At 73.4% G+C, this 16,046-nt stretch carries 17 protein-coding genes; 6 read left to right on the top strand and 11 right to left on the bottom strand.

Annotated elements, in window-relative coordinates; genetic code table 11:
- Positions 1-34 precede the first annotated feature (34 nt).
- Together ABT095_RS27390 and ABT095_RS27385 are read right to left on the bottom strand one after the other, a co-directional pair.
- Positions 35-796, bottom strand: a complete 762-nt coding sequence (locus tag ABT095_RS27390; RefSeq protein ID WP_350532193.1) for a class I SAM-dependent methyltransferase — start codon at positions 794-796, stop codon at positions 35-37.
- 91 nt (positions 797-887) lie between these two features.
- Positions 888-1,247 carry a winged helix-turn-helix transcriptional regulator gene (locus ABT095_RS27385; RefSeq protein ID WP_350532188.1) on the bottom strand — a complete coding sequence of 120 codons (360 nt, stop codon included), beginning with the start codon at positions 1,245-1,247 and terminating at the stop codon, positions 888-890.
- Between the two features lie 83 nt (positions 1,248-1,330).
- Between ABT095_RS27385 and ABT095_RS27380 the strand changes: the two genes are divergently transcribed.
- Positions 1,331-2,239 (top strand): NAD(P)-dependent oxidoreductase, encoded by a 909-nt coding sequence (locus ABT095_RS27380; protein WP_350532187.1) that lies wholly within the window; start codon positions 1,331-1,333, stop codon positions 2,237-2,239.
- Positions 2,240-2,248: 9 nt separating this feature from the next.
- Here the strand turns inward: ABT095_RS27380 and ABT095_RS27375 are convergent, their stop codons facing one another.
- Positions 2,249-2,575 (bottom strand): hypothetical protein, encoded by a 327-nt coding sequence (locus ABT095_RS27375; protein ID WP_350532186.1) that lies wholly within the window; start codon positions 2,573-2,575, stop codon positions 2,249-2,251.
- Between the two features lie 95 nt (positions 2,576-2,670).
- Positions 2,671-2,799 carry a hypothetical protein gene (locus ABT095_RS27370; protein ID WP_350532185.1) on the bottom strand — a complete coding sequence of 43 codons (129 nt, stop codon included), beginning with the start codon at positions 2,797-2,799 and terminating at the stop codon, positions 2,671-2,673.
- Between the two features lie 37 nt (positions 2,800-2,836).
- Here ABT095_RS27370 and ABT095_RS27365 point away from each other — a divergent pair, with 37 nt between their 5' ends.
- From ABT095_RS27365 to ABT095_RS27345, 5 genes are all read left to right on the top strand, one after another.
- On the top strand, positions 2,837-3,157 hold the full coding sequence (locus ABT095_RS27365; protein ID WP_350532184.1) for a winged helix-turn-helix domain-containing protein: 321 nt from the start codon (positions 2,837-2,839) through the stop codon (positions 3,155-3,157).
- A 76-nt stretch (positions 3,158-3,233) separates the two neighbouring features.
- Complete coding sequence (locus ABT095_RS27360; RefSeq protein ID WP_350532183.1) at positions 3,234-3,536, top strand: cupin domain-containing protein; 303 nt, start codon at positions 3,234-3,236, stop codon at positions 3,534-3,536.
- Between the two features lie 51 nt (positions 3,537-3,587).
- Positions 3,588-4,670: a hypothetical protein gene (locus ABT095_RS27355; protein ID WP_350532182.1), complete on the top strand. Its 1,083-nt coding sequence runs from the start codon at positions 3,588-3,590 to the stop codon at positions 4,668-4,670.
- A gap of 81 nt (positions 4,671-4,751) precedes the next feature.
- On the top strand, positions 4,752-5,720 hold the full coding sequence (locus tag ABT095_RS27350; RefSeq protein ID WP_350532181.1) for an alpha/beta fold hydrolase: 969 nt from the start codon (positions 4,752-4,754) through the stop codon (positions 5,718-5,720).
- 4 nt (positions 5,721-5,724) lie between these two features.
- Positions 5,725-6,498, top strand: coding sequence for an SDR family oxidoreductase (locus tag ABT095_RS27345; RefSeq protein ID WP_350532180.1), 774 nt, complete (start codon positions 5,725-5,727; stop codon positions 6,496-6,498).
- 15 nt (positions 6,499-6,513) lie between these two features.
- Here ABT095_RS27345 and ABT095_RS27340 read toward each other — a convergent pair whose 3' ends face one another.
- From ABT095_RS27340 to ABT095_RS27310, 7 genes are all read right to left on the bottom strand, one after another.
- Entirely contained in the window at positions 6,514-7,332 is an 819-nt protein-coding gene (locus ABT095_RS27340; RefSeq protein ID WP_350532179.1) for a hypothetical protein, read from the bottom strand.
- Positions 7,329-7,559 (bottom strand): hypothetical protein, encoded by a 231-nt coding sequence (locus ABT095_RS27335; protein ID WP_350532178.1) that lies wholly within the window; start codon positions 7,557-7,559, stop codon positions 7,329-7,331. The genes ABT095_RS27340 and ABT095_RS27335 overlap by 4 nt, the downstream gene beginning before the upstream one ends.
- Positions 7,560-7,705: 146 nt before the next feature.
- Positions 7,706-9,511, bottom strand: coding sequence for a non-ribosomal peptide synthetase (locus ABT095_RS27330; RefSeq protein WP_350532177.1), 1,806 nt, complete (start codon positions 9,509-9,511; stop codon positions 7,706-7,708).
- A gap of 63 nt (positions 9,512-9,574) precedes the next feature.
- Positions 9,575-12,424, bottom strand: coding sequence for a condensation domain-containing protein (locus ABT095_RS27325; protein WP_350532176.1), 2,850 nt, complete (start codon positions 12,422-12,424; stop codon positions 9,575-9,577).
- 88 nt (positions 12,425-12,512) lie between these two features.
- The gene (locus tag ABT095_RS27320) at positions 12,513-13,751 is read right to left on the bottom strand and encodes a cytochrome P450 (RefSeq protein WP_350532175.1); all 1,239 of its coding nucleotides are present in this window, start codon (positions 13,749-13,751) and stop codon (positions 12,513-12,515) included.
- Positions 13,752-13,850: 99 nt separating this feature from the next.
- Complete coding sequence (locus ABT095_RS27315) at positions 13,851-14,642, bottom strand: hypothetical protein (RefSeq protein ID WP_350532174.1); 792 nt, start codon at positions 14,640-14,642, stop codon at positions 13,851-13,853.
- Positions 14,643-14,672: 30 nt separating this feature from the next.
- On the bottom strand, positions 14,673-15,908 hold the full coding sequence (locus ABT095_RS27310; RefSeq protein ID WP_350532173.1) for a cytochrome P450: 1,236 nt from the start codon (positions 15,906-15,908) through the stop codon (positions 14,673-14,675).
- Positions 15,909-16,046: the final 138 nt, after the last annotated feature.

Genomic DNA, 16,046 nt, shown 5'->3' with positions numbered 1-16,046 from the left:
GCCGCCCCGTCCGTACGGGGCGGCCCGGTCCGCATCAGGCCACGGCGCTGAACACGTACGCCGACATCGGCGCGGTGACCGGGCCCGGGCCGAGGCGGGCCGTCATCTCCTCGGTGACGACCGCCCGCGCCTGCGGCCCGCCGCCGCGCTCCTCGACCGCCGCGCGCACCGGCGTGCCGGTGAGGTAGCCGGTGGCGAGGTCGGCGACGGACTCGGCCCGGCCGTGGACCGTCACCTCCCGTACCTCCTCGACCGTGAACCCGGCGGCCGTGAGGTCGGCGGCCACCACCGTCGGGTCGGCGTACCCGTGCGGGAACGCCCGGAAGAACGGCGGCGGGTCCGCAGGGAACGCCCGGTCCAACCCGGCCTGCAGCGCCACCTCGAAGCCGTGGGTCTCCAGCGGCGCCCAGGTGTTGAACAGGAACCGGCCGCCGGGCGTCAGCACCCGGCGGACTTCGGCGTAGGCCCCGATGCGGTCGGGGAAGAACATCACGCCGAACTGGCAGACCACCAGGTCGAAGGACCCGTCCGGGAACGGCAGGCGCTGGGCGTCGGCCTGCCGCCACGCGGCGCCGGGGGCCTGGGCCGACCCGAGGGTGACCATCGCCTCGTTCAGGTCGGTGGCCGTCACCTCCGCCGAGGGCGCCGCCGCGAGCAGGCCGGAGGTCAGCACACCCGTCCCCGCCGCCAGTTCGAGAATCCGCCGGGGCCGCAGCGCCGCCGCCCGGGTGGTCAGGTCCTCGGCGAACGGCCGGAAGACCACCGGCACCAGGTACCGGTCGTAGGCCGCCGGCATGGACTCCGACCACGAGCGGTCGGCTTGGGTTCCCGTCACCTGACGACGCTACCGCCGGGCAGGTCTGCGGCCCGCCCCGCCGCACCGGCCGTCACCCGACCGGACCTGCGGTCCCGTGGCCCTCGCGGCGGATCCGCGCACTGCCCCAGGCGCCCAGGGGTGCCAGCGCCTGGTTGAGGGTGCGGCCGTGCTCGGTCAGGGAGTACTCCACCCGCGGCGGGACTTCGGCGTGGACCTCCCGGTGGACGAGACCGTCCGCCTCGAGTTCGCGCAGGTGCTGGGTCAGCATCTTCTCGCTCACGCCCGGCAGGGCGCGGCGGAGTTCGGCGAAGCGGCGGACACCGTGGGTGGCGAGCTCCCACAGGATCAGGCCCTTCCACTTGCCGCTCACCACGTCGAGCGCGGCGTCGATACCGCAGATGTAGGGCCCGCTCCTCGGCGCCTTGGACATCGCTGACCCCCGTACGAAAAGGTAAGTACCGCAGAAAACAGTGGGTACTTCCGAGCCTAGCCGCCGGCTCCCAGGATGAAGGGGTGAACGAACGACAGAACTCCAGCAGCCACCCGCACCTCGCCGTCACCGTGATCGGCCTCGGCCCGATGGGCCGGGCGATCACCCGCACCCTGCTCGGCGCCGGCCACCCCGTCACCGTCTGGAACCGCACCGCAGCCCGCGCCGAGAGCGTGGTCGCCGCGGGCGCGACAGTCGCCGCGACCCCCGCGGAGGCGGTCGAGGCGAGCGAGCTCGTGATCCTCAGCCTCACCGACTACCGGGCGATGTACGACATCCTCGGCAGCGCCACGGCCTCGCTGGCCGGGCGGACCCTGGTCAACCTCAGCTCCGACACCCCCGACCGCTCACGCGAGGCCGCGGCCTGGGCGGCGTCCCACGGCGCGGCCTTCCGCACCGGGGGCGTCATGGTCCCCGCCCCGGTGGTCGGCACGGCGGCGTCCTCCGTCTACTACAGCGGCCGCGACCGGCTCCCGGAGAGCCACCGGGCGGCGCTGGCGCTGCTGGGCACACCGAAGCGGCTGGGGGAGGACCCGGGCCTGGCCCAGCTGATGTACCAGGCCCACCTCACGGTGTTCCTCACCACCTTGTCCGGCCTGATGCAGGCCACCGCGATGCTCGGCACCGCCGGGATGAAGGCCGCCGCCGCAATGCCCGAACTGCTCTTCGCCGCCGACTCCATCGGCGCGGTGCTGCGGGCCGGCGAAGCCGCCCCCGGCACCGCGCTCGACGCCGGCGAACACCCCGGCGAGCTCAGCACGGTCACCATGATGGGAGCGACTGCCGACCACATCCTCGAGACCTGCACCTCGCTCGGCCTGGACCCCACCCTCCCGCTGGCCGTGCGGTCGCACTACCACCACGCCATCGAGCACGGCCACGGCGGCGACAGCTGGACCCGCATCATCGACGGTATCCGGGCACCCCGCTGACGGGGCGACTCACAAGGTCCAGCTGACGGGGTGGTTGATGATCCGGCCGAACGTCACCCCGGCCGCCTCCATCTCCGCCCGCGCCACCACGGTCATCTCCTTCAGGTGGCTCAGCTGTGAGGCGTGCTCGTCGGTGTCCCAGACACTGACGTGCACCATCGACCCCTCGGGCGAGACGCCGACGTAGTAGTGCAGCAGCCCCGGCAGCTGCTTGATCGCCGGCTCCAGGTACACCGCGGTCCGCAGGTTCGCGGCGTCGGCCTCGGCGAACCGGCCCGGATCGAAGGTGGCAGGCGAGATGCGGACGACCGCGTTCGCGGGCAACTGCTCGGCCATGGTGACTCCCCCTGGTGGGCAGGTGTGTTCTGACGACTCATCAGAACACACCGCTCGCCGTGGTTCGGAGGTCGGGCCCTGGTCCCCGCAGCCGGTCAGCAGTTCTCGTAGCCGAAGTTCCCGCCCCAGCCGGTGAGGTTGGCGTCGGACATCCAGCCTGTCGTGTCGGTGCCCGAGATCCGGCCGAAGTACCAGATGTTGCCGTAGTCGTTCTTCGCCGCCACCTACCCGCTGATCGCACCGGACGCCGAGCCACAGCCCGTGGTCACCTACGCCGCCCGCTGGAGCGAGACCACCGACCCGTTGTCGGCCTTCGCCCCCCGGACGCCCGCCGACGGCGTGCCGGGCCCGCTCGTCGCGCTGCTGGGACGGACCCGGGCCGCGGTCCTGGAGTTCGTCGCACGACACCCGGGATGCACGACCGGCGAGCTCGCCGACGGCCTGCACGTCGGTCCTTCCGGTGCCAGCCAGCACGCCACGATCCTGCGGGCCGCCGGCCTGATCACCACCCTGCGTCAGCGGAACACCGCGCTCCACACCCCCACCGCTGCGGCGCTGGCACTGCTGAACTCCGCGTCCTGAGCCCGGGGCGGCCGGGCGCGAGATTTTGCCGAACGGTCGACCAACTGCCGCCGCGCGGTCGGTAGCGTCCTCGGACATGAGCCTGATCAACGTGTTCGAGACGGCGGCCGAGTTGCCGCAGGCCTGGCGTTCCCGGTTGCTCGGGGAGTTCGGGACGGCCCGGCTGAAGGTGCTGCGGATGGACGAGCTGCCCGTGGTGGAGGAGGAGCACGCCGAGGCCGAGGCGCTGCTGGTGCTGGACGGGCGGTTGGAGCTGGTGGTGGCGGGCGAGGCGGTGACGGTGCGGCCGGGCGAGCTGTACGTGGTCCCGGCCGGGGTGCGGCACGCGGTGGCACCGGGCAGCGGCGGGACGCTGCTGCTCGTCACCACCGATGACTGATGATCCGTTAAATCGGATGACCATGGGCGGGCCGGCTGCCAGGATGCCCGGATGGACGAGATCATCCGCGCCGCAGGTGCCCTGCTGGGTCAGCCCCTCCGGGACCCGGTCGACCTGGGCGGCAGCCCGCGCAGCAGCGTGCTGCGCTGCCGGACGGCCGAGGGCGGCAGCGTGGTGGTCAAGTCCTTCGCCGACGACGAGGACGCCCGGCGGGCCTACTCCGGCGAAGCCGCCGGGCTCTCGCTCGGCCTGGCCGGGCCGGAGCTGCTCGCCGCCGACCCCGTGCAGCGACTGCTGGTGATGGCCGATCTCGGCACCGCGCCGACCCTGGCCGACCTGCTGCTCGGCCAGGACCCCGAGGCGGCCGAGCGCGGCCTGCTGGAATGGGCCGTGGGCCTCGGCCGGCTGGCGGCCGGTTCGGTGTCCCGGCGGGCCGAGTTCGCCGAGCTCTGGCGGCGGCACGACCAGGGCCTGCCGAGCTGGGGCGACGACCCGTGGAGCCTGCGGAACATCGACGGCTTCCTCGACCTGCTCGCCGAGCTGGGCCTGACCGCCCCGCCGGGGCTCGCCGAGGAGCTCACGCTGGTCGGCACCGCCGGCGGCGAGCGCTACCCCGGCTTCACCCCGGGCGACACCTGCCCCGACAACAACCTGATCACCCCGGACGGCCTGCGGCTGATCGACTTCGAGGCGGCCTGCTACGAGTCCGTCTTCCTGACCGCCGCCTACTGCCGGATGCCGTTCTCCAGCTGCTGGTGCGTCTACCGGCTGCCCGCCGGCCTCGCCCGCCGGATCGAGGAGACCTACCGCGCCGAGGTGGTGACGCAGTACCGGGATCTGGCCGAGGACACCCTCTGGCAGGCCGGCATGGCCCAGGCCACGGTGGTCTGGACGGTCGACTCGACCCTCCATCTGCTGCGCCGCGCCCTCCCCGAGGACGGCCCGATGCACCGCACCCGCCGCCCCGTCCCCACCCGCCGCCAGGTGCTGCGCCACCGCTGGTCCCACGCCGCCGCCGAACTGACCGGCTACCCGGCCTTCACCGCCACCGTGCGGCTGCTGCTGGCCGAGACCGCCGCCACCTGGGACGCCCCTGAACTGCCGGGCTACCCGGCGTTCGGCGGGAAGGCCTGAGCCGAGAGGTCTGCGGAACTCGGAGCGGTTACCCGGTCGTTCGGTGAGTGTCGGGACCATCGCACGGACGGGGAGCGTGAGTTGAACGACGCGGTCGAGCACAGGCAGGTCGAGGTGAACGGGGTGCGGCTGCACCTGGCGGAGCAGGGGGAGGGCCCGCTGGTCCTGCTGCTGCACGGGTTCCCGGAGAGCTGGTACTCCTGGCGGCACCAGTTCGCGCCGCTGGCGTCGGCCGGGTACCGGGTGGTCGCGCCGGACCAGCGCGGGTACGCCCGCAGTGCGCAGCCGGAGGCGGTGGGCGCGTACACGCTGCTGCACCTGGTGGGCGATGTGACGGCCCTGATCCGGGAGTTGGGCGCCGAGCAGGCGGTGGTGGTCGGGCACGACTGGGGTGCGATCGTCGCCTGGGCGACGGCGGCGCTGCGGCCGGACTTGGTGCGCGGGGTGGCCGGGCTGAGCGTGCCGCCGTTCCCGGTCGGCGGGCCGCCGCCGCTGCGGGCCCTGCGGCAGGCGTACGGGGAGGGCTTCTACCAGGCCTACTTCCAGGAACCGGGTCGCGCGGACGGCGAGTTGGCAGCCGACGTGACCTCGAGCCTGCGGCGCATCCTGTGCGGGGTGCAGCCCGACGGCGTGCCGCGCCCGTGGATCGTCCCCGAGGGCGGCAAGCTGCTCGACACCGTCCCCGAGCCCGAGCAACTCCCGCACTGGCTCACCGAAGCGGATCTCGACGCCTTCGCCGCCGACTACGCCCGGCACGGCGACCGCGCCTTCACCGGAGGCCTCAACTGGTACCGCAACCTGGACCGGAACGCCGAGCTCCTCGCCCCCTTCGCCGGGTTGACGGTCGAAGTCCCCGCTCTGTACGCGGCGGGCGAGCAGGACCTGGTCAACGCGATGGTCCCGCCGGAGGCACTGGCCCACCTGCTCGGCCGCCTGCCGAAGCTGCACCGCCACCTCCGCCTCCCGGAGACCGGCCACTGGACCCAGCAGGAGCGCCCGGCCGAGGTGAACGCGGCCCTGCTCGACTTCCTGCGGACCCTGGAGGGTTAGGAGCATGCGGCACAGCAGGACGGCCCTGGTGACGGGCGGCTCGCGCGGGATCGGGCGGGCCGTCGCGCTGCGGCTCGCCGCCGACGGGGCGCTGGTCGCGGTGCACTACGGCGGCAACGAGGAGGCGGCCGCGGAGACCGTGGAGTCGATCGCGAAGGCGGGCGGCCGGGCGTTCGCGGTTCGGGCCCGGTTCGGCGAGGAGGGCGCGCTGGACCAGCTGTTCGAGGGGCTCACCGCCGGGCTGGCCGCGCACGGCGAGGACGGTCTGGACGTCCTGGTCAACAACGCCGGTATCCACCTGACCGGTTCGATCGAGCAGATCACCGAGGAGGAGTTCGACCGGGCGATGGCGGTCAACGTGCGCACGCCGGTCTTCGTGATCCAGCGGGCCCTGCCGCTGCTGCGCGACGGCGGCCGGATCGTGAACGTCGCCTCGGCGGCCACCCGGGTCGGCTCGCCCGTCCAGATCGGCTACACCGTGAGCAAGACGGCACTGCTGGGCCTGGCCGCCCCCCTCGCCAACGGCCTCGGCCGGCGCGGGATCACCGTGAACACCGTCAACCCCGGGGTGATCCGCACCGACATGACCTCCGACTGGACGGGCGACCCCCAGGCGCTGGCCGGCCTGGCCTCGATCACCGCCCTGGGCCGGATCGGCCTCCCGGAGGACGTCGCGGACGTGGTTGGCTTTCTCGCCTCCCCCCAGGGCCGCTGGATCACCGGCCAGACCGTCGACGCCTCCGGCGGCACCTACCTCGGCCCGATCCCGCAGGGGTGACCCGTGCGCCCGCGGCTACGGGAACAGCTTCTGGAAGGTCGTCGCCGTCAGCTGAAGGCCGGGGCCGGTGAGCTCGTACGCCGGCAGGCCGGGCGCCGCCGCGCTCGCCGGGTACCCGGCGCCGCTGTCGTCCAGGACCGTCCGCCCGTTCTTGCCCGCGACCGTCCAGTCGACCTCGATGGAGTAGGTGCAGAAGCAGACGGTGTCGTCGGTGGTCAGCCGGAACACCTCCGGCTCGGACGGCAGGACCTTGAACGGGAAGGTGACCGGTGGGTGGGGCGAGGCGTCCGGGCCGCCCGGGTCGGGCTGGGCGTAGATCGGCGCGTCCGGCCGGTCCAGGGTGGTGCGGAACGGCCGGGCGGCCTGGCCGACGCCGCAGCCCCCGGTCTTGATCAGGATCCCGGTGGTGGGCAGCGGGTCGCGGTGCAGCGGGTGGATCTGCAGGCCCGTCAGCAGGACGGCCTCCTGGGAGGAGGACTGGACGGAGACGTCCACCGCGGCCGGCCCCACCAGCCGCTCACCGGTCTCGTCGCCGGACTCGAACTGCTGGGCCGTCACGGCGAAGTAGTTCACGCCGGTGCAGCCCGCACTGCTCCGCTCCCCGGAGATGTGCACGTCCGGTGGCAGCACGGCGTTCCCGGGGTCGAGCGGGTGGGTGACCACGACCCCGCTCGGCGAGCCGCCCGGGCGGGCCGCGGCCGTCCCCTGCACGTTACGGGTGCCGCAGACGGACTGCCCCGAGCAGCTGTTCTCGGTGCAGGCGTTCAGGTTCAGCAGGCCGGCGAGAGCAAGGAACGCGAGGGCAGCGGGTCTGCGGCCGCCCACCGCGGTCACGGCTGCCCGCCGACGGTCACCGAGATGGTGGAGGGAGCGGCCGAGGGGATCGGCGTGGAGGAGGTCGGCTGCACACCGACCTGGTTGCTCTGACCGCAGACGGAGTGGTCGCTGCAGTGGTTGTTGTACCCCGCCTGGACGGCGAAGAGCGCCCCGACGATGGCGACGATCCCGCCGATCAGGGCGAGCAGTACCTTGCGGAGATCCTTGCTGTCCATGATCGCCACGGCGTGGCCTCCAGCTCCCTCGGCGGCAAGGTACTGGTTATCAGATGAACAGTCACATATGGAGATTTACCGTCAACTTGGTGGAATTGAGCACCGTGGGACGCCTGGGGCCCCGCCGGTCCGGCGGGGCCCCAGGGGGTGCGGGGTCAGTCGACCCGGGCGGTGTCCAGGACGGTGGCGAGGTCGCGGATGGTGGGGGCGTCGAAGATCTCCGCGAGGCGCAGGCGGGTGGCGAACTGCTGCTCGAGGCGGCCGGCCAGCTGGGCGGCGGTGAGGGAGGTGCCGCCGAGGGCGAAGAAGGAGATGTCGCGGGGGACGGCGGCGATGCCGAGGATCTCGCGGAAGAGGTCGGCGAGCAGCTGCTCGGTGGCGCCCTGGGGGGCGTCACCGGTGGCGCCCTGGGTGCGCAGCCGGACGGCGAGGGAGCCGAGGGTGTGGCGGTCGACCTTGCGGTCCTCCAGGACGGGCAGCTGGTCGAGGCGGTGGATCTGGCCGGGGACGAGGTAGCCGGGCAGCCGGGCGGCCAGCGCGGTGCGCAGCTGCTCCTGGGGGAGGGCGCCCACGTAGAAGAGGGTGAGGTCCTCGCAGGAGCCGTCCGGGCCGGTGAGCGGCACGACGGCGCAGCTGCCGACGCCCTCGGTGGTACGGGCGGCCTGCTCGACGTCGTCCAGCTCGATCCGGAAGCCGCGCAGCTTGACCTGCCGGTCGGCCCGGCCCTCGAAGTGGATGACACCCTCCGGCGACCAGCGGCCCAAGTCCCCGGTCCGGTAGGCCAGGACGGGCGCGCCGCCGGGCCCGAGCGGGAGGGTGACGAAGCGCTCGGCGGTCAGCTCCGGGTCGTCCAGGTAGCCGAGGGCGAGGCCGGCTCCGGCGAGGTGGAGCTCGCCGGTCTCGCCGACCGCGCAGGGCCGCTGCTCGGGCGAGAGGATGTGCACGGCGGTGCCGGGGTAGGGGCGGCCGATCGGGACGCCGGCGCTCTCGTCGCAGTCGGCGAGGGTGACGAGGTGGCCGGTGGCGGCGATGGTCGACTCCACCGGGCCGTACATGTTGTGCAGCGGGATGCCGGGGTGGCGGGTCAGGAAGCGGTGGGCGTGGGTGGCGGAGAGCCGCTCGCCGCCGGTGCCGAGCACCTTGAGGCCGGTGAAGGCGTCCAGGTCGCTGTCCACCACCAGGTGGAAGACGGCGGTCGGCAGGAAGACCGTGTCCACGCCCTCCTCGGCGATCAACTCGCGCAGGCGGCGGGCCAGTTCGAGCGAGTCCTGCTGGATGATGATCGTGCCGCCGCCGAGCAGCACGGCCCAGGAGTCCAGCCCGAAGGCGTCCCAGGTGGCGGCCAGGGACTGCGGCATCACGGCGCCCTCGCCGACCGGCGCGAAGGCCCAGTCGTCGAAGAGGCGGACGTTGCCGCGGTGCGCGGTGAGCACGCCCTTGGGGGTGCCGGTGGAGCCGGAGGTGAAGAAGACGGCGCTCGGGTCGTCACCGGTGACCCGCACCGGCCCCGGGCGGCGGCCGGCCTCGACGCTCTCCAGCGCGGGCGGCGCCCAGACCGGCTTCGCCCACGGGCCCGCCTCGGTGGTCACCAGGACGGGGCCGCCGAGGCGGGTCAGCAGCGAGTCCAGCCGGGGCCGGGGCCAGCGCGGGTCGAGCGCGGCGTACGCGGCACCGCGCCGCAGCACGGCGAGCAGCACGGCGAGGAACTCGGGCGAACGGGGCATCAGCACCGGCACCAGGGTGCCCGGGCCGACGCCCTGCCGCTCCAGCTCGGCGGCGTAGGCGTGACTGGCCTCGGCCAGCTCGGCGTACGTCACCCGGCGCTCGCCGTGGCGGACGGCGACGGCATCGGGCCACCGCTCGACGCACCAGTCGAACAGCTCGTGCACGGTCTCGCCACGGGTGGGCGGGTGGGGAGCCGGATTCCACTCCGGCGAGGGGCGGACGGCAAGGTCGGCCACGGCTGGGTCCTCCTGGGCGCAAGGGCGAAGAAAAGGTGAGCGGGCCCCACAGGGCAGGGGCGGTCAGGCGGCGCGGACGACCGCGGCCATCCGGGCGGCGAGGGCGGTGGGCGTCGGGTGCTCGAAGGCGTCGGCCAGGCGCAGCCGGACGGCGGTGCGCTCCTCGATCTTCTGGACCAGCTGGGCGGCGAGCAGCGAATGGCCGCCGCTGGTGAAGAAGTTGGCCTCGGCGTCGAGCTCCGGGCGGCCGATCAGCTCGCGCCAGAGGGTGACCAGCAGCGGCAGGTGCTCGCCGTCGGTGTCGCCTGCCGCATCGAGCGCCGCGGCGGCCGCGGCGGGCAGGGCGGCGTGGTCGAGCGAGCCGTCCGGGGTCGTCGGCAGGGCGGCCAGCACGGCGATCCGGTCAGGCACGGCGGCGTGCGGGAGCCGGGCGTGGGCGAGGTCCTGCAGCTCGGCGACCAGCTGCGGGTCGTCCTGGCGCAGGCCGGGCACGCGCTGGACGAGCGCGGTGAGCTGCTGCCCGGCCAGTTCGAGCACGGCGGCGGCCGCCACGGCGGGGTGCTCGGCCAGCAGCTCCTCGATCTGCTCGGGCTGGACGGCGCCGCCCTTGCGCCGCAGGCGGCGGTCGAGCTCGCCGAGCACCTCCAGTCCGCCGTCGCGAGTCCAGCGGGCCAGCAGGCCGGTGGGGGCGAGGGCGGAGTCGGTGCCGACCAGCAGTTCGCCCCGGACGCCGAGCGGGAGCGCGGAGCCGTCGGGCGCGGTGACCTGGGCCCGGACACCGGGCAGCGGAATGAACATTCGTTCCGGAGCGGTCGCGGCACCCCACCAGCCGCGCACCGCGTGCGTGCGGGCGCCGGCCGAGAGCAGCCGTTCGGCGAGCGCCCGGCTGGGGGCCGCGCCGGTGACCACGGCGGGGCGGTCGAGCAGCCGGCCCTCGACGGCGCCGAGCAGCTGCCACCACTCGGTGGCGGAGGCCTGCAGCAGCGCGCCGGGGTGGGCGGCCAGGGTGTCCGCGAGCCCGTCGCCCGGCAGGATGATCCGCCCGCCGGTGGCCAGCGGCAGCCAGACCTCGAGCAGCGCGCTCTCCGCTGCCAGCGGCGAGCGCCACAGCGCGTCCACGGGGGCGGCGAGCAGCTCGGAGAAGTGCGAGAGGGCGACCGCGACATGACGGTGGGTCAGCCGCCCGAAGGCCTCGGAGGCGGGGTCCGGCGTGCTGGTCAGTGGCTCCGGGAATCCGGCCTCGGCCGGGTCGATCAGCGGCAGTCGGTCACCGTCGCCGTTCTCGGCCAGCACCAGCTTGACGTCCGGGTCCACCGCGTCGGCGTCGAGCACCCGGTACGAGCCGCCGGCCAGCCACACCCCGAGGGCGGCCGAGACCAGGGCCGCGCCCGGCCTGCCGCACAGGCCCACGGTGTCCGCCGCGCCCACCCCGTGGGTGGCCAGCTGGGCCCGGGTGGCCAGGGCGGCCTGCCAGAGCTGACGGTAGGTCACCGGGCGGCCGGGCTCCTGCACCGCGACGGCCTCCGGCGTGGCGGCGACCCGCGCGGCCAGCGAGGGCACCAGGCCCGGCCCGTCGGCGGCGGGCGCACCGGCCGCGTCGAGCACCGCCCGGTCGGCGGCCGACCAGGCCGGCACGGCCGCGAGCGGCAGCTCCGGCGTGGTGCCGAGGCCGGTGAGCAGCTCGTCGTAGCGGTGCAGCAGCAGCTCGACCTCCTGGGCGCTGTGCACGTCGGTGGAGTAGATCGCCTTGACCTCGTAGCCCTCGCCGATCGGGACGATCAGGAATTCGAGGTCGAACTTGCTGCTGCCGGTCTCGACGATCTCCAGCCGGCCCGGCATCCCGCCGATCCGGTACTCGCGGGTGCCGCGCCCGGGCAGGAAGTTGAAGACGTGCCGGAACAGCGCCGAGCGCCAGGTGGCCTCGATCCGGGGCGCGTCGGCGAGCAGCACGTCCACCGGGGCGTCGGCGTGCGCGACGGCCTCCAGGAAGGCGTCGCGGACTTGGCGGACGAAGTCCTTGAAGCCGAGGCTCAGATCGACGCTGGTGCGCAGCGGGAGGATGTTGACGTGGTAGCCGATGGTCCGCTGGACCTTCTGGTCCCGGATGTTGACCGGCAGGCCGACGGCGAAGTCCGGGCCGGCGCCGTGCCGGGCGAGCAGCAGGAAGTACGCGGCGAGCAGTACGACGGCGTCGGGCGCCCGCAGCGCGCGCTGGGCGCCGCGCAGCACGGCGGAGGCCTCGGCGGAGAGGCTGTGGGTGACGTGGTCGCCGGCCAGGGTGCCGGAGCCGCCGGGCCGGCTGCCGAGCCAGAGCTCGCCGCTGTCCGGGTCGAAGCCGTCCAGCTGGGCCTTCCAGAAGGCGAGGCTGCGCTCGTCGGGGCGGCGCTCCTCGAAGGCGGGCACCTCCTCGACCGGGACGGCGGCGAGGTCCTGGCCGCCCGCGGCCAGGTCGTAGACGTGGGCCAGCTCCTCCAGGAAGACGGTGCTGGAGGTGGAGTCGAAGACCAGGTGGTGCACCGCGAGGCAGAGCACGTCGGCGGTCTCGGTGGAGAACAGGGCCAGGCGCACCAGCGGGGTGCCGTCCAGCGGGAAGGTCCGGACCACGAACTCCTGCAGCACGGCGGTGAGTTCGTCGTCCGAAAGGGTCCGGGCCAGCAGCGGCAGTTCGGCCTGCTCCGGGGAGAGCACCGACTTGCGCAGGGCGGTGGCGTCCGCGTGGTAGACGGTGCGCAGCACCGGGTGGCGGCGCAGCAGCGCGTTCACCGAGGCGAGCACCAGCTGCTGGTCGAGCCGCCCCTCGACCCGGACGGTGGCGCCGGGCACGTTGTTGACGTTGCTGCCCGGCACCAGCCGCTCCAGCAGCCACATCGCCTCTTCCTTGCGCGTGACCTGCAGATTCTCGCGAGGGTCCATGTCCCCGTTCTCCGTCTTCAGTGAAAGGTGGTCCCGAAGGGCGTTCGGGGGTTCAGCGGGCGGCCACCGCCCGGCAGGCGGCCACCACTCAGCGGGCGGCCACCGGGAAGCTCCGCAGGCCGCGCGCGGAGGCGGAGACCCAGCGGTCCACCGGTCCGGTCCGGCGCAGCTCGGGCAGCCGGCCGACCAGGGTGCGGAAGGCGACCTCGCCCTCCATCCGGGCCAGCGGGGCGCCCAGGCAGTAGTGCGGGCCGCCGGAGAAGGCCAGGTGCTCGCTCTTGGCGTTGCGGTGGATGTCGAAGACGTCGGGGTCGGGGAACACCTCGGGGTCGCGGTTGGCCGCCGCCGTCACGACGGCGATCAGCGCACCCTCGGGCAGGGTGTGCCCGGCGATCTCCACCTCCGAGTGCGCGACCCGGGTGGCGAGTTGGGCGGGGGAGTCCCAGCGCAGGGTCTCCTCGACCACGCCGGCGGCGAGGTCCGGGTCCTTGCGGAGCATCTCCCACTGCTCGGGGCGCTCGAGCAGGGCCAGGGTGCCGTTGGCCACCAGGTTGGTGGTGGTCTCGGTGCCGGCCACCGCGATGATGCCGCAGACGCCGATCGACTCCGAGCGGGTCAGCAGCCCCTCCTTCTCGGCGCTGACCAGCCGGCTGATCACGTCGTCACCGGGGTCGGCGGCGCGCAGCTCCATCATGTCGCTGAACACCTCGTACAGGCCGTCCACCGCGAGCTGCAGCTCCTCCGTCTGCTCGGGCGAGACGAAGCCCTCCAGGACCAGCGCGGAGCCGTGGCAGCAGCGGTCGAACTTCTCCCGGTACTCGTCCGGGATGCCCAGCAGGCCGCGGATCAGCGCGATCGGCAGGTGCTTGGCGAAGTCCTGGACCAGGTCGAAGCCGCCCTCCAGGTCGAGCCGGTCGAGCAGTTCGTTGCAGACGTGCTCGACGTGCGGGCGGTAGCCGGACATCATCTTCGGGCTGAACAGCGGGATGGACAGCCGGCGCAGCCGGGTGTGGTCGGGCGCGTCCAGCTTGAGGAAGGAGTCGTCGAGGGAGGAGAACTGCGGCGCCACCCGGGAGCCGTCGGCCCGCCGGGTGCCGAAGCGCGGGTCGCGCAGGATCTTGTTGCCGAGCGTGTGGTCGGCCGTGACCCAGGTGCCGGTGCGGCTCAGGTGCAGCGGGCCGCGCGCGCGGACCTGCTCGAACAGCTCGTACGGGTCCTCCTGGCCGCGCAGCAGCAGCGCGTACGGGTCGCCGAGCGCGCCCATGTACCAGATGAACCGCGAGGTCTGGAGGTACTCTTCCATCTCCTGCGCCGTCGGGGCGGGCATCGGGACTCCTTACGACAAGCGGAATGTGAAGGGCCGAAGCGCCGAGGCTCCCGCGGGGGTCGGGGGCCTCGGCGCTCGGGATCTGACGCTGGGGAGGAGTCAGATCAGGAGCTCGGACACCGTCTTGGCGACTTCGTTGTCGCGGAGCAGGTCCGAGTGGTCGACGTCGAAGCGGTACTCGGCGAGCACCTCTCCGGGGCTCTCCTCGAGGGCGGAGGAGCAGATCACCGTGGTGGCCGAGAGGTCGTACCTGCCGGTGAACTCGGCGGCGGCGATCAGGTAGGAGACGTAGCCGCGGAACCAGGCGACCAGCTGCCCGCCCATGTCGGCGTTCAGGCCCAGCTTGGTGAAGGCCTTCTCGCCCAGCTCGGCGTAGATCCGGACGATCTCGGTGCGGAAGACCTCGAGGTCCTCGCCGTTACGGGCGGCGGCCTCGAAGCCGGCCTTCTGGGCCTCGACCACGTCGGTCTCGGCGAGCGAGGCGGTCAGGCTCTCGATCACCTTGAAGAAGCCGAAGTGCAGGATGGTCCAGGCGGTGGAGGGGGTCGGGTCGAAGAGCACCGGCCTCGGCGCCTCGGCCTGCCACTGGGCGATGCCGTCGGCGATCGCGCTGGCGAAGGCGCTGGAGGCGCAGTACCCGAGCACGGCCTTGACCGGGCGGCCGCTGGCCTTGACCTCGTCCAGCCAGCGGTTCAGGTAGTCGGCGCTGGTCAGCCCCTCCTCCTCGCCGACCGGCGGGGCCAGGGTCTCCCAGATCGACACGCCCGCCCCGAGGTTGGCGGCCAGGTCGCGGAAGCCCGCCTCCCGGCGGCCGTTGACCGAGTAGTCGATGGCGAGCACCAGCTCGCCCTCGCCGCTGTCGTTGAGGATGTCCCAGGATTTGGTTGCCATGATTCCGTCCAGATTGCGTGTGAAGGGCGGTTACGCCGACACCGGGAAGCGGTGCAGGCCGCGGATCGAGGAGGCCATCCGGCGGCGCACCGGGCCGGCCTGGTGCAGCGTGGGCACCCGGTCGACCAGGACGCGGAAGCAGATCTCCGCCGCGGTGCGGGCCAGTGCCGCGCCCAGGCAGAAGTGGATGCCGGTGGAGAAGGTGAGCGACTCGGGGCCGCCCTCGCGGGTGAGGTCGAATCGGTTCGGGTCCGGGTAGGCCTTCGGGTCGCGGTTGGCTCCGCCGGTGAGGATGACCACCGAGTCGCCGGCTTCGATCCGGGCGCCGGCCAGCTCCACGTCCACGTGGGCGACCCGGCTGATCAGCTGGTTCGGCGGGTCGTAGCGCAGCGTCTCGTCGACCACCTTGGTCGCCAACTCCGGGTCTGCCTTGAGCAGTTCCCACTGGTCGGGGTGCTCGAGCAGGGCGAGCACGCCGTTGCCCATCAGGTGCGAGGTGGACTCGGTGCCGGCGATCGAGAGCAGCCCGAGCACGCCGATCACCTCGTCCATGGTGACCCCGCCCTCGCGGTAGGCCGTCAGGAGCTCGCTCACCACGTCGTCACCGGGCTGCTCCATCCGCAGCTCCACCAGCTCGCCGAGCACGGCGCGCAGGTCAGCGACGGCGGCCTCCAGCTCCTCGTACTGCTCGGGCGAGGCGAAGCCCTCGAAGACCCGGCCGGTGGTGGTGCAGTTGCGGTCGAAGCGCTCGGCGACGTCCTCGGGGACTTGGAACAGGTCGCGGACCAGGGTGTTCATCAGCGGCCGGACCAGCTCGTCCATCAGGTCGAACGGCTTGGTGGTGTCGACGGCGTCGAGCAGCCCGTGGCAGAGCTGCTCGATCCGCTTCCGCTGCCCGTTGAACCGGCGGGCCCCGAAGAACGGGGTGACCATCCGGCGCAGCCGGGTGTGGTCCGGCGGGTCGAGCTTGAGGAAGGAGTCGTCCATCGAGGTGAACTGGGCCAAGTCCCGGGTGCCGTCCGCCCGCCGCACGCCGAACCGGCGGTCGCGCAGGATGCCCAGCGACAGCGCGTGGTCCGCGGTGACCCACGGGCCGACCTTGCTGCGGTGGATCGGGCCGAGCTCCCGGGCCTGCTCGCAGAAGCGGTACGGATTGACCTGACGTAGCAGCAACTTGGCGTACGGATCGCCGAGTTCGCTCATCTGCCACACAAAGGTGGCGGTCTTGGCCTGTTCCTGGAGCTGGTCGCCCGCCGGAATAGTCATCTGAGCCTCCAGGGAGACCCTGGCCCTCGGGCCGGGGGGAATCGGATTGCCCGCGACGGGGCACCCCCTGCCGGAGGCCGGGGAGGATCGGGAATGGCTGCACCGCCACCGGCGCAGTTCTATGTCGCACCAGGTGGC

The sequence above is a fragment of the Kitasatospora sp. NPDC002227 genome, from assembly GCF_040296285.1.
In the GTDB taxonomy this organism is placed as follows: Bacteria; Actinomycetota; Actinomycetes; order Streptomycetales; family Streptomycetaceae; genus Kitasatospora.
Note: the sequence above shows the minus strand (reverse complement) of the source record. Positions and strands in the feature narration are given on the sequence as shown.